Consider the following 15,340-nt stretch of genomic DNA (forward strand, 5'->3'; position numbering starts at 1 on the left):
GTCAGAGGTCCTTCCCGTTCTTCCGGGAAATCCGAACGCGCTTGCCGGTTTCCTCATCGGTGCGGTAGCCCACGCGGGTGGGGTTTCCGTCCGAGTCGACGACCGCAACGTTGGAAACGTGGATCGGGGCCTCCTGCGTCACGATGCCGCCGGAGGAGGCGCCACGCTCGTTCGCAGAGACGGCGGTGTGCTTCTTGATACGGTTCACGCCCTCGACGAGGACCTTGCCGGTCGCCGGGTAGGCCGCGATGACCTTGCCCTTGGCGCCCTTGTCCTTGCCCGAGATGACGAGCACGGTGTCACCCTTGTGCACCTTCATCACAGCACCTCCGGAGCGAGCGAGACGATCTTCATGAACCGCTTGTCGCGGAGCTCGCGACCGACGGGTCCGAAGATGCGGGTGCCGCGAGGATCGTTGTCGCCCTTGATGATGACGGCAGCGTTCTCGTCGAACTTGATGTAGGAACCGTCCGGACGGCGGCGCTCCTTGGCGGTGCGCACGATCACGGCCTTGACGACATCGCCACGCTTGACGTTGCCGCCGGGGATCGCGTCCTTGACGGTGGCGACGATGACGTCACCGATTCCGGCGTAGCGACGGGACGAGCCACCGAGAACGCGGATGCAGAGGATCTCCTTGGCACCCGTGTTGTCGGCGACGCGCAGTCGCGACTCCTGCTGGATCACTTACTTCTCCTTGACCTGGATTGGTGTGTACGTCAGATTTCCGACCTGGACGTACGCGGTCGTCGGTTGCCTGCGGCGCACGCGCGAATCACACACGGGTCCCGTAAGCAACCCGTCCAGAGTAGGCCATATACCGTACGCAGGGCAAATTCGCGAATTGTGATGTCACTCCCCACCCCGGAACCGGGCGTGTCGCAGCGACGTCCACCGCTCCCCCACGCGAGGGCTGCACCTACTACCCGACGCACAGCACCCCACCGCCCGCGGTGCGGGTGGTGGGGTGCTGCATGTTCTCGGTCCTGTCGAGGACGAGGAGGCCTTACTTGGCCTTCTCGAGCACCTCGACCAGACGCCAGCGCTTCGACGCGGACAGCGGACGGGTCTCCATCAGCTGCACGCGGTCGCCGATGCCGGCCAGACCGTTCTCGTCGTGCGCCTTCACCTTGGTCGTACGGCGGATGATCTTGCCGTACAGCGGGTGCTTCACCCGGTCCTCGAGCTCGACGACGATGGTCTTCTCCATCTTGTCCGAGACGACGTAACCGATGCGGACCTTACGGCTCGCGCGCTGTTCCTGGTTGCTCACTGCCTTTTCCTCACTCATGCCACGTCACCCGCATTCGGGCCGGTGGCCAGTCCGAGCTCGCGCTCGCGCAGCACCGTGTAGATACGGGCGATCTCGTTGCGCACCACGCGGAGCCGACGGTTGTTGTCCAGCTGGCCGGTGGCCATCTGGAAGCGGAGGTTGAACAGCTCTTCCTTGGCTTCGCGGAGCTTGTCGGTCAGCTCTTCGTCGCTCAGCTCGCGGAGTTCCGCGGCGGGGGTACCGGTAGCCATCAGAACTGCTCCTCCCTCGTCACGATGCGGCACTTGCAGGGGAGCTTGTGCATCGCGCGACGCAGAGCCTCGCGCGCAATCTCCTCGTTGGGGTAGCTCATCTCGAACAGCACGCGACCGGGCTTGACGTTCGCGACCCACCACTCCGGCGAACCCTTACCGGAACCCATGCGGGTCTCGGCAGGCTTCTTGGTGAGGGGGCGATCCGGGAAGATGTTGATCCAGATCTTGCCGCCACGCTTGATGTGCCGGGTCATGGCGATACGAGCGGACTCGATCTGCCGGTTGGTGATGTAGGCCGGCTCGAGAGCCTGGATGCCGTAGTCACCGAAGGCCACCTGGGTTCCGCCCTTGGCGGCACCCGTACGGCTCGGATGGTGCTGCTTGCGGTGTTTGACCCGCCGGGGGATCAACATTGCGTCAGCCCTCCTTGTTCTCGGTCGAGGCAGGAGCGTCGCTCGATGCGGCGCGGCCGGCCTCGGTGCTCGTCGCGGTGGTGCCCGACGCGCCGGAACGACGCGGGCGGCTCGGACGCTCACGACGCGGCCGGTCGGCGGGAGCAGCTGCAGCAGCAGCGAGCTCACGACGGCCACCGACGATGTCGCCCTTGTAGATCCAGACCTTCACGCCGATGCGGCCGAAGGTGGTCCGTGCCTCGTAGAGGCCGTAATCGATGTCCGCGCGCAGCGTGTGCAGCGGGACGCGACCTTCGCGGTAGAACTCCGAACGCGACATCTCGGCGCCACCGAGGCGGCCCGAGCACTGCACGCGGATGCCCTTGACGTTCGGCTGACGCATGGCCGACTGGATGGCCTTGCGCATCGCACGACGGAAGGCGACACGGTTCGAGAGCTGCTCGGCGACGCCCTGCGCCACGAGCTGAGCCTCGGACTCCGAGTTCTTGACCTCGAGGATGTTCAGCTGGACCTGCTTACCGGTCAGCTTCTCGAGCTCGGCGCGGATGCGATCGGCCTCGGCGCCGCGGCGTCCGATGACGATCCCGGGACGAGCGGTGTGGATGTCCACACGCACACGGTCGCGGGTGCGCTCGATCTCGACCTTCGCGATGCCGGCGCGTTCGAGGCCGGAGGCCAGGAACTTGCGGATCGCGACATCTTCCTTGACGTAGTCCGCGTACTGCTTGTCCGCGTACCAACGAGACTTCCAGTCGGTGGTGACGCCCAGACGGAAGCCGTGCGGGTTGATCTTCTGGCCCACTACTGAGCTCCCTTCCGGCGGTTACGAGTCGAGGCCGACCCGACGCTTTCCACGATCACGGTGATGTGGCTCGACCGCTTGCGGATGCGGAACGCACGGCCCTGGGCACGCGGCTGGAACCGCTTCAGGGTCGCACCCTCGTCCACGTACGCAGTCGCGACGACGAGCGTGCTGGGGTCGAGGTTGTAGTTGTTCTGCGCGTTCGCAGCGGCCGACGCGATCACTTTGGCGACCGGCTCGGCCGCGGCCTGCGGCGCGAACTTGAGGATGGCCAGGGCCTCCTCGACGGACTTACCGCGAACGATGTCGACGACGCGGCGCGCCTTCATCGGGGTCACGCGCACGTGGCGCGCAACAGCCCGAGCGCTGTTGGTGGTGGTTTCAGTGCTCATCGACGCTTGCTCTTCCGGTCGTCCTTGATGTGGCCCTTGAACGTACGGGTCGGCGCGAACTCACCGAGCTTGTGACCGACCATGGACTCCGAGACGAACACCGGCACGTGCTTGCGTCCATCGTGGACAGCGAACGTATGACCGATGAAGTCGGGCAGAATCGTGGAACGGCGCGACCAGGTCTTGATGACCTGCTTGGTGCCCTTCTCGTTCTGCGTGTCCACCTTCGCCAGGAGGTGGTCGTCGACGAACGGGCCCTTCTTGAGGCTGCGTGGCATTCTCTAACTCCCTCCTTGACTAGCGCTTCTTGCCGGTACGGCGACGACGGACGATGAGCTTGTCGGACGCCTTGTTCTTGCGGGTGCGGCCCTCGGGCTTGCCCCACGGGCTGACCGGGTGGCGACCACCCGAGGTCTTGCCCTCGCCACCACCGTGCGGGTGGTCGACCGGGTTCATCACGACACCACGGACGGTCGGGCGCTTGCCCTTCCAGCGCATACGGCCGGCCTTGCCCCAGTTGATGTTCGACTGCTCGGCGTTGCCGACCTCGCCGACGGTGGCGCGGCAGCGCACGTCGACGCGACGGATCTCGCCGGAGGGCATACGCAGCGTGGCGTAGGTGCCTTCCTTACCGAGGAGCTGGATGCTCGCACCGGCGGAGCGGGCCATCTTGGCGCCGCCACCCGGACGCAGCTCGACCGCGTGGATGGTCGTACCCGTCGGGATGTTGCGCAGCGGCAGGTTGTTGCCGGGCTTGATGTCGGCGTTGGGGCCCGACTCGACGGGAGCACCCTGCACGAGGCCCTTGGGGGCGATGATGTAGCGCTTCTCGCCGTCCACGTAGTGGAGCAGCGCGATGCGCGCGGTGCGGTTGGGGTCGTACTCGATGTGAGCGACCTTGGCCGGCACGCCGTCCTTGTCGTTGCGACGGAAATCGATCAGGCGGTAGGCGCGCTTGTGTCCGCCACCCTTGTGACGGGTGGTGATGCGGCCGTGCGCGTTACGTCCACCGCGACCGTGCAGCGGGCGGATCAGCGACTTCTCGGGCGTCGACCGAGTGATCTCGGCGAAGTCCGACACGCTGGCGCCACGGCGGCCCGGCGTAGTCGGCTTGTACTTACGGATTGCCATGAGTCTTCTCGTCCTCTATCTCTCGAGAGTTCCGATCGCTAGGCGACCGGGCCTCCGAAGATCTCGATGGGCTTGCTGTCGGCCGTGAGGGTCACGAGCGCGCGCTTGGTGTTCTTGCGCTTGCCGTAACCGAACCGGGTCCGCTTGCGCTTGCCCTGACGGTTGGCGGTGTTGACGCTGCTCACCTTGACGCCGAAGACCTTCTCGACGGCAATCTTGATCTGCGTCTTGTTCGAGTCCGGGTGGACCAGGAAGGTGTAGGTGCCCTCTTCCATCAGCCCGTAGGACTTCTCGGAGACGACGGGAGCCAGCAGGATGTCGCGAGGATCGGCGATCGTGCTCACTTGCTCTCCTCCTTCACTTCCTGGCCGGACTCGGCCGGCCCGTGGATGAACGTGTTGAGCGCCTCGACGCTGAACACGACGTCATCGCTGTAGAGCACGTCGTAGGTGTTCAGCTGATCCGGCGCGAGCGCGTGGACGTTGGGAAGGTTCTGAACCGACTTCCACGCCGCCACGTCTTCACGGCCGACGACGAGCAGGACCTTCTTGCGGTCGCTGATCTCGCCCAGGAACGTGCGAGCACTCTTCGTCGACGGGGTCTGACCCGCGACGAGTTCGGTGATCACGTGGATGCGCTCGTTGCGCGCCCGGTCGGAGAGGGCTCCGCGCAGGGCGGCGGCCTTCATCTTCTTGGGGGTGCGCTGGCTGTAGTCGCGCGGCTGCGGGCCGTGGACGGCGCCACCGCCGGCGAACTGCGGCGCACGGGTCGAGCCCTGACGTGCGCGGCCGGTGCCCTTCTGGCGGTACGGCTTCTTGCCACCGCCGCGGACCTCGCCGCGGGTCTTGGTGGCGTGCGTTCCCTGGCGGGCCGCGGCGAGCTGCGCGGTGACGACCTGGTGCAGCAGCGCGATGTTCGCGGGAGCGTCGAAGATCTCGGCGGGGAGATCGACGGAGCCGGAGGTCTGGCCACCGGGGGCCTTGACGTCCAGGGTCAGCTTGGTTGCGGTCTCGGTGCTGGTCATGCCCGTGCACCACCCTTCACTGCGGTCTTGACGATCACGAGGCCGCCCTTGCGACCCGGGATCGCGCCCTTGATCAGCAGCAGACCGTTCTCGGCGTCCACCTTGTGGACCGAGAGGTTCTGCGTCGTGATGCGGTCGGAGCCCATACGGCCGGACATGCGCGTGCCCTTGAACACGCGGCCCGGGGTGGCGCAACCACCGATGGAGCCCGGACGACGGTGCACGGCCTGCGTACCGTGCGACGCACCCTGGCCGGCGAAGCCGTGACGCTTCATGGTGCCGGCGAAGCCCTTGCCCTTCGAGGTGCCGGTGACGTCGACGTAGGCGCCGTCCTCGAACACCTCGGCGGTGAGTTCCTGGCCGACCTCGTACTCGGAGGCGTCCTCGATCCGGAGCTCGACCAGGTGACGGCGCGGCGTGACGCCGGCCTTCTCGAACTGGCCGCGAACCGGCTTGTTGACCTTGCGCGGCGCGATGGCACCGTAGGCGAGCTGCACGGCGTTGTAGCCGTCGCGCTCCTCGGTGCGGATCTGCGTGACCACGTTCGGTCCGGCCTTGACGACGGTGACCGGGACAACCCGGTTGTTCTCGTCGAAGACCTGGGTCATGCCGAGCTTGGTGCCCAGGATTCCCTTGATCTGGTTAGTCATGTGTTGTCTCCGCTGCGTCTTTCACAAGCTCGCTGTAATCGAATGTCACTGAATGTTGACGTCGACACTCGCCGGGAGATCGATGCGCATGAGCGCGTCGACGGTCTTCGGCGTCGGGTCGAGGATGTCGATGAGCCGCTTGTGCGTCCGCATCTCGAAGTGCTCGCGCGAGTCCTTGTACTTGTGCGGCGAGCGGATGACGCAGTACACGTTCTTTTCAGTGGGCAACGGCACCGGGCCGACCACGCGGGCACCCGTACGGGTCACCGTCTCGACGATCTTGCGCGCAGATGCGTCGATCGCCTCGTGGTCATAGGCCTTGAGCCTGATGCGGATCTTCTGTCCCGCCACGCTTAGTGTCCTTTTCTTGCCGCGTTTCGTGATCCCCGGCGGAGCCGGAAACCACCTCGTCTGCACAGTTCCCCGGGGAACGGCGACCGAGAACAGCGCTCGAAACACAGTGCGAGCCGGACGTATCCGATCCGCTTGCCGCTGTTCATCTGTCATTGTTCTCCGGCCCACGCGGTCGGGCGTGTCGGCCCGCCGCTCATTCCCCGGCGTCGATGCTCGAAGGCTTCGACACCGCAAGGAACGGAACCGGCTGCGCTCCACAGGAGCACACAGGGGTACTGCTTCCGTCTTGCATGTGGCCGCGACCAGGCCGTGAGGCTCGATCCGCGACTGTCACGTCTTTCCCGATCCGAGCCGCGAAACATCCATGGCCCGGTCAAGGCAACCCGACCAGTATGCAGGAGCACGGCCGAGAGTTCAACTCACGACGGTGCGTGATGTACACCTCGGCAATACGCCGTGCGGTCGGATCCGCGTGGTCGAACCTAGCCGATGAGGTTCATCGGCAGGGTCCGAACCGGAGCGGCCGCCCCGATCGTATTCGTCGGGTCGGGACCGGGGCCCGGCTGCACCTGCGCGACCTCGGGGACCCGTGCGCCGGCGGCGACGAGCTGCGGCTCGTCGCGCCAGATCGGCAGTGCCTCCTGCAGTTCGAGCCCGATGCCGATGAGATGTTCGTCCTGCCACGGCCGCGCACCGAGCTGCACACCGACCGGCATCCCCGTCGCGGCGGAGTACCCGGCGGGCAGGGTCACCACGGGGGCACCGGAGTAGTTCGCCCATCGCACGGGGCCCGTCACTCCGGCCGTGACACTGATGCCGAGGAACTCCTGGCGTCGTGCGCCGTCGACGGAGGCGCCGGGCAGCATGATCGCGTCGAGATCCTGGTCGACGAACATCCGGTTGTAGTCGCTCTGGTACCGCAGACGGTCGCGTTCGAAGGTGAGGTAGTCGCCCACCGGCACGGCCAGCGAGGCCACCGCCGTGCCCGCGGCCACCGCGTTCTCGGGGCGATACAGGCCGAGCCGGTCGGTGAACTGCTGGTGGTAGGCACCCATCTCGACCTGGTCGCCGGTCGCGAGGGATTCCGGCAGGGACGGCATCGTCACCGGGACCGTGACCGCACCGAGCGATTCCGCCACCCGTGCCGCGTCGTCGACGACGCGCTGCACCGCCTCGGGGGGTGCGGGATTCGTGTTCACGGGCAGTCCGATCCGCACGCCGGCGAGGGGACTCGCTCCCCCGGCGGCCGTCACCGGATAACCGCCCTCGGGAACGTCGGGGCCGAGTGCCGTGATCGGGTCGGCCGGATCCGCGCCCGCGAGCACGGTCATCATCAGGGACGCGTCGGCGACGCTGCGGCCCATCGGACCCACGTGGTCGCGGGTCCAGGTCAGCGGGATCATGCCGTGCGAGGTGATGCGCCCGTAGGTCGGCTTGATCGACGAGACACCGCAGGCGCTCGCCGGGAACCGGACCGAACCGCCGGTGTCGCTACCGATCGCGAGGGGCGCGAACCGCGCGGCGAGCACGGCCGCGCTGCCGCCGGACGATCCGCCGGGCGACATCTCGGTGTTCCACGGATTGCCCACCTGAGGGGTGGCGACACCGATCGCGAACTCGTCGGTGTGCGCGTGCCCCATGAGCACCGCACCGGCGTCCTCGAGTCGACGCCACACACCCGAGTGCCCGGCCGCGATGTTGCCCTCGAGGACGCGACTCGACGCGGTGAGCGGAAGCCCGGACACCGCGAAGATGTCCTTGAGAGCGATCGGGAGCCCGCACACGAGCGGCGCCGGGGCCCGATCGCGGCGCGCACGGGCGAGGCGCTCCCCCGCCGCCTCGGCCGCCGCGTAGGCCACTTCGGGGTAGAGCCGGATCCACGCACCGATCGCTCCGTCGTACGAGCGCGTGCGGTCCAGACAGGCATCGAGCAGTTCGCGCGGGTGCAGTTCGCCGGCGTGCAGCAGCGCTGCCGCCTCGACCGCACTCATCCTCGCGGGATCGGTGACGGTGTCGGGTGGAGGAAGCCTGCGTGGCGGAGCCGCACGACCGCTCCCCGCGGTCGCACCCCACGCGAACAATCCGCCGGCGGCCCCTCCCAGTAACCGTCGGCGTGATACTCCGGTGCTCACCCGCCAACCGAACCATCCAGTGCGTTGCGAGCCAGGTTAGGGCACGGTAGGTGTGCCACATGTCACCTCCGGCTGTGATGCTACCGAGACCGTGAAGTGACAAGGCGGATCATGTACTAGGAGAAGGCGCGCAGCTGGGGGACGGATGCGGTCGCCTCGCACGAACGGTTGCTGCAGGCGTTGCGCACCGGTGACGTCGAGGCCGCCGGACGCGAGACGCGCGAACACTTCACCGACGGGGCCCATCGACTCGTCGAACACCTCGACGATCTCGGCGTCTGGTCCTGACCGGCCGGCGTGGACACCCCAAGGGGCAGGGCGTCGGCGCCGACGCGCATGTCCGTCCGCCCCTCCCGGGACCGTTCGCCCCGGTACGATTCCGACGGTGACGGACCGACCCGTCCCCGACGGGGACCGAGATCTACGGCGGGGTGTGATGTGAGCGATCACGACCAGGCAGTTCTCGTGGAGGACGTCCACAAGTCGTTCGGCGACGTCCACGCACTCGACGGGATCAGCTTCTCTGCACCGCCGGGCCGTGTCCTCGGCATCCTCGGCCCCAACGGCGCCGGCAAGACCACGATGGTCAAGGTGCTGTCGACGCTGTTGCGCCCCACCTCGGGTCGCGCCGTGGTCGCCGGGCACGACGTGGTCGCCGACGCCGCGGCGGTCCGGCGTTCGATCATGATGACCGGCCAGTTCGCAGCACTCGACGACACTCTCACCGGCCGGGAGAACCTGATCCTGTTCGGGCGCCTGATGGGCCTGGACAAGAAGTCCGCTACCCGGCGCGCCGACGATCTGCTCCGGGAATTCGATCTCGTCGACGCCGGTCGCCGTCCAGTGAAGGGCTACTCCGGCGGTATGCGTCGACGGGTCGACATCGCGTGCGGCCTCGTGGTCCGGCCCAAGGTGGTCTTCCTCGACGAGCCGACCACCGGTCTCGACCCGCGCAGCCGGCAGGGTGTGTGGTCGCTGGTGGCAGCGCTCAAGGAGCAGGGCATCACGGTGCTGCTGACCACGCAGTACCTCGAAGAGGCCGACGTGCTGAGCGACAACATCATCGTCATCGACAAGGGCACCGTGATCGCGGAGGGCACCGCGAACCAGCTGAAGTCCTCCGCCGGTGGCACCCACTGCGAGATCGTTCCGGTGGACCCGCGGGCGATCCCCGAGATCCTGCACGTCCTGGACGGTCTCCTCCCCCAGGACGTGCTCGTGGGCACGGTCCCCGACACGGATCGGGTGTCCGTCCCGGCGCCCGACGGCGCCGCGACCCTCACCGAGGTGCTGCGGCGCATCGAACCCCTGGGCATCGAACTCGCCGACATCGGCCTGCGACGTCCTTCGCTCGACGACGTCTTCCTCCGCCTCACCAGGCACTCCGCATCCGCTCCCGACGGCAGCGACCCGGCGGACGGTGGCCTCACGGACGGCGGCCCGGCAGCACTTCCCGACCCGGAGCGGGCGGAGCCTGCGTCGGCAGGTGAGCGGCCGTGACGGCCCGCACCGACGAGACGGTCCGCGGGACGGAGACCCCCACGGTCTCGTTCACCGACTCCTCGTCCACCCTTCCCGCACGCCGGGGAGGCGTCCACCGCCGGATCACGCCGTCGGGGGTCGAGCAGTGGTGGGTGCTGACGCTCCGGTCGTTGCGCACGATGGCGCGGTACGGCGAGCTGGTCCTCGCGGTCCTGGCACCGTTCGTCTTCGGTCTCGGTTTCTATCTGCCGCTCAAATTCGTCATGCAGTTGCAGGGCATCGACTACGCGCAATTCCTGATGCCCATCATCGTGCTGCAGTCGATGGCCTTCACCGCCATCTCGGCGGCGCAGCTGGCAGCGCAGGAGGGCACGACCGGCGTGACCTCGCGTCTGCAGACGCTGCCCGTCGCCCCGGCGGCGCCCCTGGCCTCACGGATGACGGCGAGCATGGTGCGGTCGGTCATCTCCTTGGCCGCCGCGATCGGATTCGGTTATTTCATCGGTTTCCGTTTCTCCGCCGGCCCCGGGCAGGCAGTGTTGTTCTGCGCGACCGCACTGATCATCAGCCTGTTGTTGTGCCTGGGCGCCGACGCGATCGGATGTCTGTCCCGGAGCCCCGAGGCGACAGCGCAGGCGCTGACCCTGCCGCAGCTGATCCTCGGGATGCTCTCGTGCGGTTTCGTGCCCGAGGAGGGATTTCCCGAGTGGATCAGACCGTTCGTCCGCAACCAGCCGATCTCGCAGTTCTCCTTCGCGATGCGCGATATGGCCCAGGACGGGGTGACCTGGGAAGTCTTCCGGCCGAGCCTGTTCTGGATGATCGGGCTGGCCGTGATCTGCATCCCGGGCGCCGTGTGGGCCGCGACGAGGCGGGAGTGAATCGATGAGCGAGACCGTCGAGACACAGCAGGCGCGGGCCCGATCGCGAGAGCGGGCAGGGACGCCGGGCCGCGCCTTCGCCTATCCCGAACCGGATCGCATCCGCAGCGAGAGTTCCCTCGGTGCGTTGTGGGAGCACAGCCGCCTGCAGTGCGGTCGACTGCTGCTCAGATGGGCCCGTGATCCCGCCACGATGATCCAGGCGCTCATCTATCCGGCGCTCACCCTGGTGATGTTCCGCATCGTGCTCGGCGACAGCATCACCGCCGCGACCGGCTATTCGTCGATCTTCGGCACCGTCCCCATGATCGTGCTCGTCGGCGCAATGTTCGGCTCGGTGGTCAGCGCGGTGGGATTGCGCACCGAACGCGATTCCGGCCTGCTGAGCCGCTTCCACACGCTGCCCGTTCATCGTTCGGCGGGGCTCGTGGGCCGGTTGATGGCCGAGATGGTGCGCGTGTTCGTCACCTCTCTCGTGATCTTCGCCGCCGGCATGGCGCTTGGCTTCCGGTTCACCCAGGGCCTCGGTCCCACCCTGCTCATCCTCGTGGTCCCACTGATCTTCGGTCTGGGCTTCGCGATGATGGTGACCGCTCTGGCGACTCTGCCGGGGCGCACGCCCCTGGTCGAGACCGTCTCGATTTTGTGCACCCTGCTCATGTTCTTCAACTCGGGGTTCGTGCCGGTCATGGCGTATCCGAGCTGGTTGCAACCCGTCGTGGCGAACCAGCCGATGTCCTGCGCGATCGACACCATGCGCTCGCTCGCAATGGGCGGTCCGATCGCGGAACCGTTCCTGAAGACCCTCCTGTGGTCGGCCGGGATGGTGGCGATCTTCGTGCTGCCGGCGCTACGCGGCTATCGGCACGCAGCACAGACCGGATGACAAGGCTTCTTCTCGGCCCGTTCACTCACGGGCAAACTCCTCTCCCCGCCTCCGAGGAAGACGCGGCGCAGTGAGAACCGCTCGGCCACGGGATCGTACGGGCGGTACGCGAGCCACGCCGCCAGGTGCCCCAGCCAGTGTGCACCCACGGCGATTCGGAATCGAATTCCGACGACACCGTGCAATTTTCCCGTGGCAAGTGTGGCCTTCGTGTACTTCACGAATCTCGTAGGCGACGTGTAGGCCCGGCGGGGCGATACCTCGACTCGCATGCGGTCGAGTTGGGCGATACCGAAACCGGCCTTGGTCAGGCATATCCCGAGGTCGAAGTCCTCGTGGACTCCGAGGTCCATACTGATTCGGTCACACACTTGCTCCCACGCGGACGCACGAATCGCCATGTTGGCCCCGTGCAGATTCGCCAGGCGCTTCTCTCCGCCGATCATTCCTCGATCGACCTGCCAGTCCACGACACGCTTCTTGAGACCCCGATAGGGTGAGTCGTACGAATCGTTCAGACCGGTGATTCCGCCGATCGCTGCCGTATCGCTCCGATCGAAGTAGCAGCGGACGACGTGCGCCCAATCCTTCGATACCCGAGTGTCTGCGTCGATCCTCGCAAGGATGTCACCGGAAGCCGACGCGAAACCCTGGTTCCGGGCGTGAACGACACCGGGCTTCGACTCGAAGACCAGATGTACTTTGGGATTCTGTGCCACGAGGCGCCGAACGATGTCGGGGCCAGCGTCGGTCGAATTGTTGTCGACGACGATGATCTCGGCGATCTCCGACTCCTGGGCCAGCAGTGACTGCAGACACTGCTCGATATAGTCCTGCTCGTCGAACATCGGAATCACAACCGACAACCGTGTTCTCGACATAGGTGCTTAGACAAACATATTTTTTGGGAAAAGTATCGACACCGAACCGGAAGTGTCGAACGACACAGCTTGGAGTGTGGAGTGCAGAAAAGGACGGGTGTTCGACGTCCGTCCGATAACTCCCCTATGGGGGATATGCCCTTGCATATCCCCCATAGGCAGGACGTTACTCGGTGGCAGCGTCGAGTCCGAGAGCCTTGGCCAGTACGGGCCACGAATCCTTCAGGTCGTCCTGCCAATACCCCCACGAATGTGATCCGGAGGGACGGAAGTTGTAAGTGGCAGGGATATCCAATTCCACGAGTCGATCACGGAGATTATGGGTGCAGTAATTCGTCGCTGCCTCGATCACTCCCCCGACGATGATCTGGTTTGCGAGAACGTCCACCTGACCGTCGATCTCCGGGCCGTTCAGAGTGTCGTAGGGACCGGGCAAGCCGTTGCCGTTCGAGATGTACAGCTCCATTCCCCGCAGTTCCTCGGCGTGAACATAGGGGTCCTTCTCCACCCAGGTCGGGTCGTCGTCCTCACCCCACATGTTGCGAGTATCGCCGCCGCCCCAAGTCTCGGTCGTGATCTTCACGAACTGCTGCCCGATCGGGTCCGACGTCTGCGCGCAACCGCTGTACGCAGCCACGCCCTTGTAGAGTCCGTCGCCCTCGATCGCAAGCTGCAGGACCGACGTACCCGACGACGACAGACCCGCGATCGCATTCACACCGTTCGTTCCGAGTGCCGCATCGATGAGTGGCGGAACCTCCTTCGTCAGGAAGGTCTCCCACTTGTTCACACCGAGGACGGGGTCCTCCTGCTCCCAATCCGTGTAGTAACTCCACCGCCCTCCGACCGGCGACACCACGTTCAAGTTCTTGTCCTTGAAGAAATCGATCGCGTCGGTCCGGTAACGCCAGGTCGCGCTGTCCTCACCGCCGCCTGCGCCGTTGAGGAGATACAGGGTCGGGCGTGGTTCACTCGTGTCTGCGGGGCGCCAGACGTCGAGCAGGACCTCCTTGTCCATCGACGCGGAGTACACGTACACGAGGAGCTGCTGCTCGCCGTAGTTCTCGATGCGCGAAATCTTGGAACCGTTCTCGCTCGTCACCGCTTCGATCGGCTGGAGTGTCTCGGCCACCGGATCAGGGATCGGCTCAGCGTTCGCCGGGACCACGCTCGCGGCGGTCGAGAACAAGGCAATCGCCGCGCCGGCTGTCAGCACGCGCAGTCGCCCGAAGGATCCTGACTTCGGTTGCTTCATCGATTCTTCACCTTTTCGGTTGAGCTGCAGGGTCGCCGTTGCCAGCCGAACGGCCGTGCCGGGGCACGAGCGACAATAGCCGACGGAAGTCTACGTGCAGGGATGCCCGTCGCTCCAGACGAGCGTCCCGTCACGTCCCCTTGGCGGATTCTGCCCCTGCGGACCCGACGATGCGAGCGAGTCTGCGGACACAATAGAGGTAGTGGTCATTTCACCAGATCGGAGCGACTCGTCTTCAGACCACCGAGGGCTTCGACGAGTTCGGTGAAGGATGCCTCGAGCAGTTCACGGAAACGATGCGATCCGGGAACGGCTGCCCGGGAGGCAGTGAAGGAGATGGTGAGTTCGGTACCCAGCGATGCGACTGCAAATGCCGTGCCGGAGTCCGCGGAGACCACCCCGAACGCCGAAATCCCGCTTCGCCCGCACAGTTGCACGTCGGCAGATCCGCGAGGCACATTCGTGACGAGAGCATTCGCGGCAATGCGCTTACCCTTCTTCACGGCGCGTCGGGTCGACGCGATCACTCGCTTCGCGGCCCACCACGGATAATCGTCCAAGGCCGTTGTCGCCGCGAGTACCAGAGAGTTGCGACTGCGACGCTTCTCGTGCATCGTTCCCGCCACGATGCCGGCGAAGCGCACGACCGGGTCGGGTTCGTCCGCCTGAAGGTCGACCAGGATCATGCCGAACTGGTTCGAGGCTTCGTCCTTCGATGTCCATCGGGAAGCGAGAGGTACGAGCGACATCGGAACCCCGACCACCACCGACGACCCGTCGAGTTCCTCGTGCTCCCGCAGATAGGACCGCATCGCACCTGCGATGACCGCCAATGCGAAGTCGTTCACCGTCGCTTCCGGGAGTGCAGCCCGCGCCGCGTGCACAGTCTCGAGCGGCCACCGAGCCAGATCGAACGCGAGATCGTTGTTGCGTGGTAGTTCGTTGAACCTGTTGGCTCGGGCCTCGGGCAAGGACGGGAGCTCATCGAGAGTCCCGAGTTCGGCAACCGCGTTCCTGGCACGCCGAGCTGCCAGCAACATCTTCGTGATCTGCCCCGGGAGCATACCGACCTGGCGGACGAAATTCGGTGGCGCTGTGAACTTCTGGTCCCTGTCGCTGCAGTCGGCCAGCACATCCGGTGCGTCGAACAACTTCCGGCCGATCGCGACCGCCTCGACGCCATCCCCCATCGAATGATGGAACTTCAACGCCACGAAGGTGGCCCCGTCATCGATACCTGGCACGGCACGCGCCCCGGTCAGCGCGTATACCTCCCACGGCGGGCGACGCAGGTCCATCGGGGTTGTGAGGACCCGGAGCAATTCGCGTCGCACCGCACCCCAGCCACCACCGTCGAGGTCGATGCAGTGGACATGATCCTCCACCTGCATATCCGTCACCGATCGCCAGGACGGATACGCGAGCGGCGACCGGAACTCGACGACCTCCGTGAATACCCGCGAACGAGAAAGTCGGGCACTCACCCAGGGCCTCGGCAAAGTCGTAAGTAAGACCAGCTGACCTGCGGTT

At 66.1% G+C, this 15,340-nt stretch carries 20 protein-coding genes and 1 pseudogene; 4 read left to right on the forward strand and 17 right to left on the reverse strand.

Features of this window, described 5'->3' with window-relative positions:
- Nucleotide 1: 1 nt before the first annotated feature.
- The 14 genes from rplX to QR64_RS08905 form a co-directional block, all read right to left on the reverse strand.
- The gene (gene rplX, locus QR64_RS08840) at nt 2–319 is read right to left on the reverse strand and encodes a 50S ribosomal protein L24 (RefSeq protein ID WP_006554600.1); all 318 of its coding nucleotides are present in this window, start codon (nt 317–319) and stop codon (nt 2–4) included.
- Nucleotides 319–687, reverse strand: coding sequence for a 50S ribosomal protein L14 (rplN, locus tag QR64_RS08845; RefSeq protein ID WP_006554601.1), 369 nt, complete (start codon nt 685–687; stop codon nt 319–321). The genes rplX and rplN overlap by 1 nt, the downstream gene beginning before the upstream one ends.
- Before the next feature lie 319 nt (nt 688–1,006).
- Entirely contained in the window at nt 1,007–1,291 is a 285-nt protein-coding gene (gene rpsQ, locus QR64_RS08850; protein ID WP_024101619.1) for a 30S ribosomal protein S17, read from the reverse strand.
- On the reverse strand, nt 1,288–1,524 hold the full coding sequence (gene rpmC / locus QR64_RS08855) for a 50S ribosomal protein L29 (RefSeq protein WP_006554603.1): 237 nt from the start codon (nt 1,522–1,524) through the stop codon (nt 1,288–1,290). Before rpmC ends, rpsQ begins: the two co-directional genes overlap by 4 nt.
- On the reverse strand, nt 1,524–1,940 hold the full coding sequence (gene rplP / locus QR64_RS08860; protein WP_006554604.1) for a 50S ribosomal protein L16: 417 nt from the start codon (nt 1,938–1,940) through the stop codon (nt 1,524–1,526). Before rplP ends, rpmC begins: the two co-directional genes overlap by 1 nt.
- A gap of 4 nt (nt 1,941–1,944) precedes the next feature.
- Nucleotides 1,945–2,742 (reverse strand): 30S ribosomal protein S3, encoded by a 798-nt coding sequence (gene rpsC / locus QR64_RS08865; RefSeq protein WP_006554605.1) that lies wholly within the window; start codon nt 2,740–2,742, stop codon nt 1,945–1,947.
- The gene (gene rplV / locus QR64_RS08870) at nt 2,742–3,134 is read right to left on the reverse strand and encodes a 50S ribosomal protein L22 (protein WP_006554606.1); all 393 of its coding nucleotides are present in this window, start codon (nt 3,132–3,134) and stop codon (nt 2,742–2,744) included. Before rplV ends, rpsC begins: the two co-directional genes overlap by 1 nt.
- Entirely contained in the window at nt 3,131–3,412 is a 282-nt protein-coding gene (gene rpsS / locus QR64_RS08875; protein WP_003938088.1) for a 30S ribosomal protein S19, read from the reverse strand. Before rpsS ends, rplV begins: the two co-directional genes overlap by 4 nt.
- A gap of 19 nt (nt 3,413–3,431) precedes the next feature.
- Nucleotides 3,432–4,265 carry a 50S ribosomal protein L2 gene (gene rplB / locus QR64_RS08880; RefSeq protein ID WP_006554607.1) on the reverse strand — a complete coding sequence of 278 codons (834 nt, stop codon included), beginning with the start codon at nt 4,263–4,265 and terminating at the stop codon, nt 3,432–3,434.
- A gap of 38 nt (nt 4,266–4,303) precedes the next feature.
- Nucleotides 4,304–4,609 (reverse strand): 50S ribosomal protein L23, encoded by a 306-nt coding sequence (gene rplW, locus QR64_RS08885; RefSeq protein WP_006554608.1) that lies wholly within the window; start codon nt 4,607–4,609, stop codon nt 4,304–4,306.
- Nucleotides 4,606–5,289, reverse strand: coding sequence for a 50S ribosomal protein L4 (rplD, locus tag QR64_RS08890; protein WP_039584884.1), 684 nt, complete (start codon nt 5,287–5,289; stop codon nt 4,606–4,608). The genes rplW and rplD overlap by 4 nt, the downstream gene beginning before the upstream one ends.
- Nucleotides 5,286–5,939, reverse strand: coding sequence for a 50S ribosomal protein L3 (gene rplC / locus QR64_RS08895; protein ID WP_006554610.1), 654 nt, complete (start codon nt 5,937–5,939; stop codon nt 5,286–5,288). The genes rplD and rplC overlap by 4 nt, the downstream gene beginning before the upstream one ends.
- 45 nt (nt 5,940–5,984) lie before the next feature.
- Complete coding sequence (gene rpsJ / locus QR64_RS08900) at nt 5,985–6,290, reverse strand: 30S ribosomal protein S10 (RefSeq protein ID WP_003938093.1); 306 nt, start codon at nt 6,288–6,290, stop codon at nt 5,985–5,987.
- Nucleotides 6,291–6,775: 485 nt separating this feature from the next.
- A complete protein-coding gene (locus tag QR64_RS08905; protein ID WP_039584893.1) occupies nt 6,776–8,284 on the reverse strand; it encodes an amidase in 1,509 nt (502 codons plus the stop codon).
- Nucleotides 8,285–8,566: 282 nt separating this feature from the next.
- On the opposite strand from QR64_RS08905, the pseudogene QR64_RS08910 reads away from it, so the two are divergent.
- The 4 genes and pseudogenes from QR64_RS08910 to QR64_RS08925 form a co-directional block, all read left to right on the forward strand.
- A pseudogene (locus tag QR64_RS08910) lies at nt 8,567–8,713 on the forward strand (GntR family transcriptional regulator); the annotation flags it as partial.
- A gap of 150 nt (nt 8,714–8,863) precedes the next feature.
- Nucleotides 8,864–9,925: a daunorubicin resistance protein DrrA family ABC transporter ATP-binding protein gene (locus QR64_RS08915; protein WP_039584895.1), complete on the forward strand. Its 1,062-nt coding sequence runs from the start codon at nt 8,864–8,866 to the stop codon at nt 9,923–9,925.
- On the forward strand, nt 9,922–10,788 hold the full coding sequence (locus QR64_RS08920; protein WP_019288604.1) for an ABC transporter permease: 867 nt from the start codon (nt 9,922–9,924) through the stop codon (nt 10,786–10,788). Before QR64_RS08915 ends, QR64_RS08920 begins: the two co-directional genes overlap by 4 nt.
- Nucleotides 10,789–10,792: 4 nt before the next feature.
- A complete protein-coding gene (locus tag QR64_RS08925; RefSeq protein WP_039584896.1) occupies nt 10,793–11,674 on the forward strand; it encodes an ABC transporter permease in 882 nt (293 codons plus the stop codon).
- On the opposite strand, the gene QR64_RS08930 is transcribed toward QR64_RS08925, so the two are convergent.
- The 3 genes from QR64_RS08930 to QR64_RS08940 all read right to left on the reverse strand — a co-directional run bounded on the left by QR64_RS08930 (nt 11,647) and on the right by QR64_RS08940 (nt 15,294).
- Complete coding sequence (locus tag QR64_RS08930) at nt 11,647–12,531, reverse strand: glycosyltransferase family 2 protein (RefSeq protein ID WP_318025576.1); 885 nt, start codon at nt 12,529–12,531, stop codon at nt 11,647–11,649. The genes QR64_RS08925 and QR64_RS08930 overlap by 28 nt on opposite strands.
- A 190-nt stretch (nt 12,532–12,721) precedes the next feature.
- Nucleotides 12,722–13,810: an alpha/beta hydrolase gene (locus tag QR64_RS08935; protein WP_052227249.1), complete on the reverse strand. Its 1,089-nt coding sequence runs from the start codon at nt 13,808–13,810 to the stop codon at nt 12,722–12,724.
- A gap of 206 nt (nt 13,811–14,016) precedes the next feature.
- Nucleotides 14,017–15,294 carry a wax ester/triacylglycerol synthase domain-containing protein gene (locus QR64_RS08940; protein ID WP_039584898.1) on the reverse strand — a complete coding sequence of 426 codons (1,278 nt, stop codon included), beginning with the start codon at nt 15,292–15,294 and terminating at the stop codon, nt 14,017–14,019.
- Between the last annotated feature and the right edge of the window lie 46 nt (nt 15,295–15,340).

Source organism: Rhodococcus sp. Chr-9 (assembly GCF_000801125.1).
Classification (GTDB): domain Bacteria; phylum Actinomycetota; class Actinomycetes; order Mycobacteriales; family Mycobacteriaceae; genus Rhodococcus; species Rhodococcus pyridinivorans.